Genomic DNA, 10,519 nt, shown 5'->3' on the forward strand with positions numbered 1-10,519 from the left:
AACGTGCGGTTTGCTTCTTTCAAATTTTTCTTTAGCCATTTGAAATTTCCTCCTAATTGTTATTTATATTTTATAATTTATGTTGTAACTCTACAAGAGTAGAGTTACAACATTATTAAACTTTGTACAGCTTCAAAACTTAGAAAAAGTAATTATTACTTTCCTCTTTGCTCTTGAATAGCTTTTTGAACTGATGCAGGAACTTGTGCGTACTCTTCAAACTCCATAGAGTAAGTTGCTCTTCCTTGAGATTTAGATCTTAAGTCAGTTGCATATCCGAACATTTCTGATAAAGGTACTTTAGCGTTGATTATCTTCGCTCCGTTTCTATCAGTCATTCCTCCGATCATTCCTCTTCTTGAGTTAACATCTCCTATGATGTCTCCCATGTACTCTTCAGGAGTAGTTACTTCTACTTTGAAGATTGGCTCAAGGATGATTGGTTTTGCTTTTACAGCGGCTTGTTTAAGAGCCATAGATCCAGCTATTTTGAACGCCATCTCTGATGAGTCAACCTCATGGTATGATCCATCATATAGTGTAACTTTTAAGTCTACCATAGGGTATCCAGCTACAACTCCAGCCTCAAGAGCTTCTCTACATCCTTTTTCAACAGCAGGAATATATTCTCTAGGAATAGCTCCTCCTGATATTTTGTTTACGAACTCGAACTCTTTTCCAGGGTTTGGCTCAAGAGTGATCTTAACGTGTCCGAATTGTCCTTTTCCTCCAGATTGCTTAGCGTACTTAACTTCTTGATCTTGAGCAGTAGTTATAGTCTCTCTGTAAGCAACTTGTGGTTTACCAACTGTTGATTCAACTTTGAATTCTCTTCTCATTCTATCAACGATGATTTCTAAGTGTAATTCTCCCATTCCTGAGATGATTACTTGTCCAGTTTCCTCATCAGTTTTAACTCTGAATGTAGGATCCTCTTCAGCAAGCTTAGATAAAGCTAGACCCATTTTCTCTTGGTCAACTTTAGTTTTTGGCTCAACTGCAACTGAGATTACTGGCTCAGGGAATTCCATTTTCTCTAGAACGATTGGTGCATCCTCAGCACATAGAGTATCTCCAGTAGTTGTATCTTTTAATCCAACTGCTGCAGCGATATCTCCACAGTAAACAATTTCGATTTCTTCTCTTTTGTTTGCGTGCATTTGAAGAATTCTTCCCATTCTTTCTTTCTTACCTTTTGTAGAGTTTAATACATAAGAACCTTTTGTAAGTACTCCTGAGTAAACTCTGAAGAATGTTAATCTTCCAACGAATGGATCTGTCATAACTTTGAATGCTAAAGCCGCGAATGGAGATTCGTCAGCGATTTCTCTAGTTATTTCTAACTCGTCGTTCTTAACATCTGTTCCTTTGATTATTCCTTTATCTGTAGGAGCTGGCATGTAAGTGATGATAGCATCAAGTAATGATTGAACTCCTTTGTTTTTGAAAGCTGTTCCACAAGTAACTGGTACTATTGTGTTAGCTAAAGTTGCAGCTCTTAAAGCAGTGTTGATTTCGTCTTGAGAAATCTCTTCTCCTCCGAAGAACTTCTCCATTAACTCATCAGAAGTTTCTACTACTGATTCGATCATGAAGTTTCTAGCTTCTTCAGCAGCTTCTGCTAATTCAGCTCTGATATCTCTTAACTCGAAGTTTTGTCCGTTATCAGAATCTTTTGGCCAAACGATTTCTTTCATTGCTAATAAATCGATAACTCCTTCGAAGTCATCCTCAGCACCGATTGGTAATTGAATAGGTACAGGATTAGATCCTAATTTTTCTCTAATATCGTTTACGCACATCTCGAAGTTAGCTCCGATTCTGTCCATTTTATTAAAGAATGCTATTCTTGGTACACCGTACTTATCAGCTTGTCTCCAAACTGTTTCAGACTGTGGTTGTACTCCGTCAACTGCTGAGAATACAGCAACTGCACCGTCAAGTACTCTTAAAGATCTTTCAACCTCAACTGTAAAGTCCACGTGTCCTGGTGTGTCTATTATATTTACTCTGTGATTTTTCCAGAAACATGTAGTAGCAGCAGAAGTAATTGTTATACCTCTCTCTTGCTCTTGCTCCATCCAGTCCATTGTAGCGGCACCTTCGTGAACCTCTCCAATTTTATGAGCTACTCCAGTGTAGAACAATATTCTTTCTGTTGTAGTAGTCTTTCCTGCATCGATGTGAGCCATGATACCAATGTTTCTAGTCATTTCTAAAGAAACGCTTCTAGCCATTTTGTTATCCTCCTGAATTTTAAATTAGAACTTGTAGTGTGCGAAAGCTCTGTTAGCTTCTGCCATCTTGTAAGTATCTTCTTTCTTCTTAATAGTAGCTCCTTCGTTGTTTGCTGCTGCAATTAACTCTGCTGCTAACTTTTCGATCATTCCGTACTCTTTTCTTAATCTAGTATAAGTAGTTAACCATCTGATAGCAAGAGTTTGTTGTCTCTCAGGTCTTACTTCTACTGGAACTTGATAAGTAGCTCCTCCGATTCTTCTTGATCTAACTTCGATTTGTGGTTTGATGTTCTCTAATGCTTGCTTAAATACATCATACCCCTCTTGACCAGTTTTCTCTTTTATTAAATCCATTGCAGAATAGAAAATTCCTTCAATGATTGATTTTTTTCCATCTAACATGAATGAGTTGATAACCTTAGTTACAACTTTATCAGAATATCTTGAATCAGGTAATACATCTCTTTTTACTGCTGCTCTTCTTCTTGACATTTGCTGTCCACCTCCTTAATAATTATTACGCTTTCTTAGCTCCGTATTTAGATCTTGATTGTTTTCTCTTAGCAACTCCTGCTGTATCTAGAGCTCCTCTGATAACTTTATATCTAACTCCTGGTAAATCTTTTGTTCTTCCTCCTCTTACTAGAACGATTGAATGTTCTTGTAAGTTATGTCCTTCTCCTGGGATGTAAGAAGTAACTTCGATTCCGTTAGTTAATTTTACTCTGGCAACCTTTCTTAAAGCTGAGTTTGGTTTCTTAGGTGTAGTAGTATAAACTCTTACACACACTCCTCTTCTTTGTGGGTTTCCTTGTAATGCTGGTGATTTTTTACTCTCTTCTAGAGTTTGTCTTCCTTTTTTTACTAATTGACTTAAAGTAGGCATTTTACCCTCCTTCCTCTGAATTTTTTTATTTATTATTTTTAAATAATATTTAACTTTAGTATTATAATAGCTTTATTGCAAAAAGTCAAAGATAATTTTATCACATCTTTATTTTTTTACAACTATTTTTTCAATTCTTCTAATTCAAGTGCTGTTTCATCCCAGTTTTCCATAGCCTCTAAAATCTTTTCATCCTTCTTATCTAACTGCTCTTGAATTTTCATTAACTCGTCTAAATCATTGGTTTTACCGGCTATTTCATAACTTTTTTCCAAAGCTATTTTTTCACTTTCTAACCTTTCTATTTCCTCTTCTAATCTTTTATATTTCTTTTCTAAATTAGAAATTTTATTTCTATTCTTTTTTTGCTCTTCATAGTTTAAACCAGCAGATTCGTCCTTTATTTTGACATTATCTTTTTGAGACATATAACTTTCGTAGTCACCTTTGAATAAAGTTGCTCCATCCTTATTTACTTCATAAATACTATTTACAACATTCTCTAAGAAATATCTATCATGAGAGACAACTATAATAGTTCCATCATAATCTTCTAAAGCTTCTTCTAAAATCTCTCTCGAATAAATATCTAAATGGTTTGTTGGTTCATCTAATATTAAAAAATTAGGCTTTGATAATATAAGTTTCATGAAAGCAACCCTAGCTTTCTCTCCACCAGAAAGTGACTTTATTTTTTTATCTACATCATCTGCAGAGAATAAAAATCCTCCTGCTATACCTCTAGCCTCTTCATCACTTAATTTAAAGTTATAAAGCAACTCCTCTAAAATACTATTTTCCATTTTTAACCCTTGATGATTTTGGTCATAGTATCCTATTTTTACTCTTTCACCTATCTCAGCACTTCCACTTTTTGGTTTTTCCAATCCGTTAACAATTCTTAAGATTGTTGATTTTCCAACACCATTTTTTCCAATTATCCCAACTCTATCTCCTCTATAGATTGTTAAATCTAAATTGTTGAAAAGCTGTTTATCTTCATAACTCATAGTTAGTTTTTTCAATTCCAATACTTTATCTACACTTACATTTTCAGTTTCAAATTTAAGTTTTATTTTTCTTACACCTATGATTGGATTATCCATTTTTTCCATTCTATCCAATAACTTCTGTCTTCCTCTTGCTTGTTTACATTTTTGACCAGCCTTATAACGTCTTACAAACTCTTCCATCTTTTTTATTTTATCTTGCTCTTTTTCAAAGGATTTCACTGCACCTGATAAATATGCTTCTTTTTGTATTATATAATCTGAGAAATTACCTTTATAAGTTTTTAAAGTCTTTGCTTCAATTTCAAAAACTCTATTTATTATATTATCTAAAAAATATCTATCATGTGATATAACTATAAACGCTTTCGGATAATCTTTTAAAAACTTCTCTAACCATTCTATCGCTACTAAATCTAGATGGTTCGTCGGTTCATCTAATATCAATAGTTCAGGTTCCTCTAACAAAATTTTTCCAAGGGCAACTCTTGATTGTTGTCCACCAGAAAGATCATCTATTTTCGTCTTCCACATCTCTTCTGGAATACTTAATCCTATTAATATTTGTTTAACTTTATACTCAATAGCATATCCTTCCTCTTGCTCATATCTACTGCTTAAATGCGCTAATTCGTCCATATGTTTATCAAAGTTTTCTAAGTCTGTTGCTATAAGATTATTAAGCTCTTTTATTCTCTCATAATCAGCTTTTAAATTTGAAAAAACTCCCATAAGCTCATCAAAAATAGAGTTTTCCTTATTTAAATTTATATTTTGTGAAAGATAACCAATTTTCAAACTACCTTTTTTAGAAATTATTCCTCTTTCATTTGTTTCAGGATTTGGATCACTATCCTCCATATCCATTAACATTTTTATCAAAGTTGATTTCCCTGCACCATTGACACCTATTATTCCTATTCTATCTTTTTCATCTATAGAGAATGTTATATCTCTTAATAAAGACTCTCCTGAAAAGCCTTTATATAAATTGTTAACACTTAGCAAAGCCATTTTCTAATCTCCTTTTTAAATAATTTATCCTTTTTATTATATCATAACTCTAAAAAAAAAGAGTGGTTAATCCACTCTTTTATTATAATATTCTAAACTAAAACCTGTTAAAATTATTAATCCCGATAGAAGTATAATTGGATAAAAATAATTATATATGAAACTCAACTGAATACACGTCGCTATTAAAATAGGACCCAATAAAGCTGTTATTGAAAATCCTAAAGAGTAGTCTTGTAAAACAGGTGTTTCTAATTTTGGATCACATATTCTCAATAATAATAACCCTGTTATAAACACTCCAGTTGACGTTCCAAACATAGCTAAACTTCTTTCTAATTCATAACTTTTAAAATATCTTTTCGAAAGTTTATAAATTAATATCCAAGTGATATAAAAACCAAATAAGCATACTATTAATATTGGAAATATATAACTAGCTACAGCTTTTATAGGAATACTAACAACTGCTGAAACTATAGCAAACTCTGTTAAAGTTCCTGTTATTCTACTTTTTACCTTTGAATCAATACTCCAATCAATACCTTTTTTTATAAACATTTTCCAAATACCAAACATCAATAACATTCCATATGACCAAACTGTCACTTTTGATAAAACTGGGATTTTATAATATTTAAAGATATCTAAACTAATTATTGCTATGCCCGACACTCCAAATATTATTGCAATATGATAAGCAAGAGTGTCTACGGTCGTATTTAACATTGTTTCTTTTCCTATTGAAGGTTGCTTATCTTTCTCTTTTATATATCCATTTTTATACTCTGATAAAATTTCTGTTTTCAAAATTTTATTACTATTTATTTTAATTTGATATATACCAAATATTATTCCTAATACAAGTCCAAAAGTTGCTAAAGTTACAGTTACCCCTTGTGCTAATTGCCAATATTCTGCTCCTAATTCTTTTAAAGTTCTAGCTACAACTCCTGCAGTTCCATGTCCACCTGCAAAAGCTGAATTTAGCTCTGCTCCAAAACTTTTATAAAGCTTTATATTAAAAACTTTATCAAATATAAAATTGACAATATAACCTAACAATAACTGTGTAAAAGTTACTAAAAATAAAATTCCACCAGTATTTATAGTATTTTTCATAATCTTTGTTTTTTTACCAAACTCCATACCTAAAGGAATTGAAATCAAAATAGGTATAATTAAAATTCCTGGAACACTTCTTACTATAACTTCCCATTCTTTTGGAATTATAGTGTAATACTTTCCAAGTAAATCTGATCCTAATATAAGACCTATCACTCCTCCAATTATAGATGCTGGAATAAATAACTGTTGAAAAATTTTCACTTTACTTTTTACAAAAACTCCAAGAAGCAACAATGTACTTAAATATGCAAGAATACTTAAAAAATTATTCATTTATAAAATCTCCTGATTTTCCACCTGACTTCTTACATAACCTTACATCTTTAATTACCATAGTTTTGTCCATAGCTTTACACATATCATATATTGTTAAAAGCGCTGTTGTTGTGGCTGTTAAAGCCTCCATTTCTACTCCTGTTTTTCCTGCTGTCTTTACACTTGTAGCGACCTCTATTGTAAGTTCATCATCAAAAAAATTAAATTCTATCTCTACACCAGTTATAAATAAAGGATGACACATAGGTATTAAATCACTTGTTTTTTTTGCTCCCATTATTCCAGCAACTCTTGCAACACCTAAAACATCACCTTTTTGGATAGTTCCCTCTTTTACTTTAAGATAAGTTTCCTTGTTCATAGAAATCTTCCCTTTAGTTAAAGCAACTCTTTTAGTTTCATTTTTTTCTGTTACATCAACCATTATTGCTTTACCATCTTTATTAAAATGCGTTAACACTATTTAGCCTCCTATGTACCAATTCACCATTGTTTTTTACTTTTAATATTTCTGCCATTATCTCTATCGCTATTTCAAATGGACTTCCATCTGACACCTTTAAGCCTATTGGTGAGTACAATTTTTGCTCTTGTAATTCAATCCCTTTTTCAGCAATACTCTTTTTTATTTCAATTACTTTTTTTCTACTTCCAACCATTCCAATATATCTACTTTTTTTCTTTAAGGCAGCTTCTAATGATTTTTGATCTGTTACATGCCCTTTTGTTACAATTATAAAATAAGTATTTTCATTTTCTGGAAGACTATCTATTAGTTTTTCGTAATCTCCTATCAATATATCTGAGAAATGATTTTTATACTCTTCTCTATCATCTAAAATGATTTTTTCAAAATCCGATCCATCTAAAAGATTATATAATTTTTGACCTATATGTCCAGCTCCGACAATTACAATTCTATTTTTAGGATTTATGACCTTTATATATCCTTCCACAGTTCCACCACAACTCATACCTAGTTCAGCTTCTTTTGTTAGATCGTATTTAAAATCTATATTTTGATTATTTTTAATAGCTTTTCTAGCATCATTTATAACTCTATACTCTACTAAACCTCCACCAATAGTTCCTATAAAATCTTCATTCCAAACACCCATTAAAGTCCCCTCTTTTCTAGGTGTTGATCCACTCGATCTCGTTAAGGTTATCAATGCTACTTTTTTTCCTTCTTTAACAATTTCAAAAATCTTCTCCAAAATACTTAGATCCATTTTTTCCTCCCATTTTTTGAAGCTCACTTAAAATTCCTTCAAGTACAGAGCCACCTAAACTTCTGGCTTTATCCGATATTGTAAAACAATTATCATATTGATTCAATCTAGGGTCTATATCAGCTATTTTAAATTTGGATTTAACAACATATCCATCTGAAATTATTCCTCTTAACAATCCATCTATCGTTGCATAAATTGGAGTATTCTCTACATATCCTAAAATTTCATCCCTCTTTATAAAGTCTCCTATTTTTTTTATAGCTTTAAAAGTTCCTTCATTATTCGAATATATTACCCTTTCTTTAGTAACTCCACCTATCTCTCCCGGCTCACCTGTATTAGCTAAGGCTTCCCCTTCAAATATCAGTCTACCTAAATTATGACCTCTCATTGTTTCTATAACAATATTAACATCTTTTCCAGCTATAAATCCTGGGCCTAAAGCTATAGTAATTGGAGCCATTTTTATATTTGTTCCATAATTTTTTTTAGCAATTATTGCATCTACAACAATATCAGGTTTTAAAATATCTATATATTGAGCTTTAGGATCAACTACTATTGGAATCTCTTTTTTTTGCCAACACTCTTCTATCTCTTTTAAATTATTTACTTTTTTTGCTTTTACACCTTCTATATTTTGCTCTATAGTATAGATACACTCTGAAAATGCAACGCTACGTCTTATTGCACTTGGTTTCTCTGCTTCTAATGCTAAAATCTTAAATCCACTTTTGTATAATCTATAGATAACTCCTGTTGCTAAATCTCCTGCCCCTCTTACAATAATCAACATGTTTTCCCCTCTATTTTTCAAAAGTTTTATTTTTATATTCCCAATAAGACTTCTCAAGTCTTTTAGCTATTTCTCCAAACATTCTACAAGTATTTTCAATAAAATATTCATCTACAACTATTCTCTTTCCCTCTCTCAAATTAAATATTTTAACTATCTCTTTTTCAATCGATTCAGGTATCTCCGTCATATAATCATGTAAATAATCATTTCTTATTTTTCTAACAATTCCTATAAAGTTTCTCTCATTATCAGATAGCGAAAACTTTATTTTCATTTTATCCTCAATAAATAAGATGTAACTATTTAAATATGACATATTTTTATTTTGAATCTCTTCTAAATCTAAATTTTTATCATAAGCTAAATCTTTTGTTATATTTTTTAATAGAACTTCAAAAATCATAAAAATATTTAAAAGGTTACTCATATGATGAATTTCTTTAAATGCATTATTATTTATAAAATAGCATTTACTATATTTCGAAAACTCTTTTTCATTCTCTCTTGTATCACTCAATGACTTTCTTGAAACTTTTTGATACTCTTTTAAAAATATACTATTTATTTTATACATTCTATAAATAGTAGTCATTCTAATTTCAAACTCTTCAAAAAATTTAGCACTTTCATCATTGCCTGTAAAATAAGGATTCGGTTCACAAGGTATTGTTTCTATTTGAATACAAATATTTTTCAAATAGTCTCCATTCTTTTCCTCTTCGTGCTCACAACTTTTACATCCGCAATTATCATTATTACACTCTGTTTGTATCTCACTTTTCTTTTGGATTTCTATATTTTTATTTTTTTTAATAAAAAAATTTTTGAAAAAATTCATTGTTCACCTCTATATTTTAAAGACTTTTATACCAATTCCAAGCCGTTTCTATTATTTTACTAACATCTATATATTCTGGTTTCCACCCTAAAACTTCTCTTGCTTTTTCACTAGCTGCAACCACAGATGCAGGATCTCCGGCTCTTCTCTCTATGATTTCTGATTTTATATCTATTCCAGTTACTTGTTTAGCTGCATTTAGCATCTCTAAAACAGAAAAGCCAGTTCCATTTCCCAAATTATATATTCCACTAGTATTTTTTTCTAGCGATGGTAAGGCTGCTATATGAGCTTTGACTAAATCTACAACATGAATATAATCTCTTATTCCAGTTCCATCTGAAGTTGAGTAATCATCTCCATATATACTTAATCTCTCTCTTTCACCTTTTGCTGTTTGCAAAATAATTGGAATTAAGGCTGTAACACCCTCACCTTTTTGCCCTATATGATATTTTTCATGTGCTCCACCCACATTAAAATATCTAAATATTGAATAGTTTAATCCAAAAGCTTTTGCAGCATCTATAATAACTCTTTCAGCCATAAGTTTGCTCCACCCATAAGGATTAATCGGATTAGTTGGATAATCTTCATATACCAAGCCATCGCATTTAACTTCACCATAAACAGCTGCTGTTGAAGAAAAAATTATATTTTTAACATTATATTTTTTCATAACTTCAATTATATTCATAACGCCATAAGTATTATTTAAATAATACTTATTAGGTTCATTTACACTTTCTCCAACTTTTATGTACCCTGCAAAGTTCATAACTGCATCTATCTTATTTTCAATAAATATATTTTCAAAAGTCGAAATATCTCTGATATCCCCTTTATAAAATTTGGCTCTACTATCAACTAATTCTATGTAACCATTTTCTAAATTATCTAAAACAATAACATCGTATCCTGAATCTAGCAGTTCTACTACTGCGTGACTTCCTATGTATCCCGCTCCACCTGTAACCAATATACTTTTCATAAAACACCTCTCTATGATTTAATTTTACTAATTAAATTATAGCACAATTTTACAAAAAATAAAAAAAGATTGGCAACTTCCTATCCTCCCAGGGGGCTGCCC

General features: G+C 31.1%; 10 protein-coding genes. All 10 read right to left on the reverse strand.

What is annotated here, in order from left to right:
• Nucleotides 1-155: 155 nt before the first annotated feature.
• The gene (gene fusA, locus Q0O83_RS11275; RefSeq protein WP_294097161.1) at nucleotides 156-2,237 is read right to left on the reverse strand and encodes an elongation factor G; all 2,082 of its coding nucleotides are present in this window, start codon (nucleotides 2,235-2,237) and stop codon (nucleotides 156-158) included.
• Nucleotides 2,238-2,261: 24 nt separating this feature from the next.
• Complete coding sequence (gene rpsG / locus Q0O83_RS11280) at nucleotides 2,262-2,732, reverse strand: 30S ribosomal protein S7 (protein WP_047380864.1); 471 nt, start codon at nucleotides 2,730-2,732, stop codon at nucleotides 2,262-2,264.
• A gap of 25 nt (nucleotides 2,733-2,757) precedes the next feature.
• Complete coding sequence (gene rpsL, locus Q0O83_RS11285) at nucleotides 2,758-3,126, reverse strand: 30S ribosomal protein S12 (RefSeq protein ID WP_023051095.1); 369 nt, start codon at nucleotides 3,124-3,126, stop codon at nucleotides 2,758-2,760.
• 122 nt (nucleotides 3,127-3,248) lie between these two features.
• The gene (locus Q0O83_RS11290) at nucleotides 3,249-5,150 is read right to left on the reverse strand and encodes an ABC-F family ATP-binding cassette domain-containing protein (protein ID WP_294097163.1); all 1,902 of its coding nucleotides are present in this window, start codon (nucleotides 5,148-5,150) and stop codon (nucleotides 3,249-3,251) included.
• 66 nt (nucleotides 5,151-5,216) lie between these two features.
• Nucleotides 5,217-6,551: a sodium/glutamate symporter gene (locus Q0O83_RS11295; RefSeq protein ID WP_294097165.1), complete on the reverse strand. Its 1,335-nt coding sequence runs from the start codon at nucleotides 6,549-6,551 to the stop codon at nucleotides 5,217-5,219.
• A complete protein-coding gene (gene moaC, locus Q0O83_RS11300) occupies nucleotides 6,544-7,017 on the reverse strand; it encodes a cyclic pyranopterin monophosphate synthase MoaC (protein ID WP_366515967.1) in 474 nt (157 codons plus the stop codon). The genes Q0O83_RS11295 and moaC overlap by 8 nt, the downstream gene beginning before the upstream one ends.
• Nucleotides 6,998-7,786, reverse strand: coding sequence for an XdhC/CoxI family protein (locus Q0O83_RS11305; protein ID WP_294097167.1), 789 nt, complete (start codon nucleotides 7,784-7,786; stop codon nucleotides 6,998-7,000). The genes moaC and Q0O83_RS11305 overlap by 20 nt, the downstream gene beginning before the upstream one ends.
• Entirely contained in the window at nucleotides 7,755-8,585 is an 831-nt protein-coding gene (yqeB, locus tag Q0O83_RS11310; RefSeq protein ID WP_294097169.1) for a selenium-dependent molybdenum cofactor biosynthesis protein YqeB, read from the reverse strand. The genes Q0O83_RS11305 and yqeB overlap by 32 nt, the downstream gene beginning before the upstream one ends.
• 10 nt (nucleotides 8,586-8,595) lie before the next feature.
• On the reverse strand, nucleotides 8,596-9,426 hold the full coding sequence (locus tag Q0O83_RS11315; RefSeq protein ID WP_294097171.1) for a hypothetical protein: 831 nt from the start codon (nucleotides 9,424-9,426) through the stop codon (nucleotides 8,596-8,598).
• A 16-nt stretch (nucleotides 9,427-9,442) separates the two neighbouring features.
• Nucleotides 9,443-10,417 (reverse strand): UDP-glucose 4-epimerase GalE, encoded by a 975-nt coding sequence (gene galE, locus Q0O83_RS11320; RefSeq protein ID WP_294097173.1) that lies wholly within the window; start codon nucleotides 10,415-10,417, stop codon nucleotides 9,443-9,445.
• Between the last annotated feature and the right edge of the window lie 102 nt (nucleotides 10,418-10,519).

The organism is uncultured Cetobacterium sp., assembly GCF_945952365.1.
GTDB lineage: Bacteria > Fusobacteriota > Fusobacteriia > Fusobacteriales > Fusobacteriaceae > Cetobacterium_A.

What these genes read in the sequence shown, in the direction of transcription:
- Q0O83_RS11290 (WP_294097163.1), bottom strand. Translation starts at nt 5,150, where the DNA reads ATGGCTTTGCTAAGTGTTAACAATTTATATAAAGGCTTTTCAGGAGAG.
- fusA (WP_294097161.1), bottom strand. Translation starts at nt 2,237, where the DNA reads ATGGCTAGAAGCGTTTCTTTAGAAATGACTAGAAACATTGGTATCATG.
- galE (WP_294097173.1), bottom strand. Translation starts at nt 10,417, where the DNA reads ATGAAAAGTATATTGGTTACAGGTGGAGCGGGATACATAGGAAGTCAC.
- Q0O83_RS11295 (WP_294097165.1), bottom strand. Translation starts at nt 6,551, where the DNA reads ATGAATAATTTTTTAAGTATTCTTGCATATTTAAGTACATTGTTGCTT.
- Q0O83_RS11315 (WP_294097171.1), bottom strand. Translation starts at nt 9,426, where the DNA reads ATGAATTTTTTCAAAAATTTTTTTATTAAAAAAAATAAAAATATAGAA.
- yqeB (WP_294097169.1), bottom strand. Translation starts at nt 8,585, where the DNA reads ATGTTGATTATTGTAAGAGGGGCAGGAGATTTAGCAACAGGAGTTATC.
- rpsL (WP_023051095.1), bottom strand. Translation starts at nt 3,126, where the DNA reads ATGCCTACTTTAAGTCAATTAGTAAAAAAAGGAAGACAAACTCTAGAA.
- Q0O83_RS11305 (WP_294097167.1), bottom strand. Translation starts at nt 7,786, where the DNA reads ATGGATCTAAGTATTTTGGAGAAGATTTTTGAAATTGTTAAAGAAGGA.
- rpsG (WP_047380864.1), bottom strand. Translation starts at nt 2,732, where the DNA reads ATGTCAAGAAGAAGAGCAGCAGTAAAAAGAGATGTATTACCTGATTCA.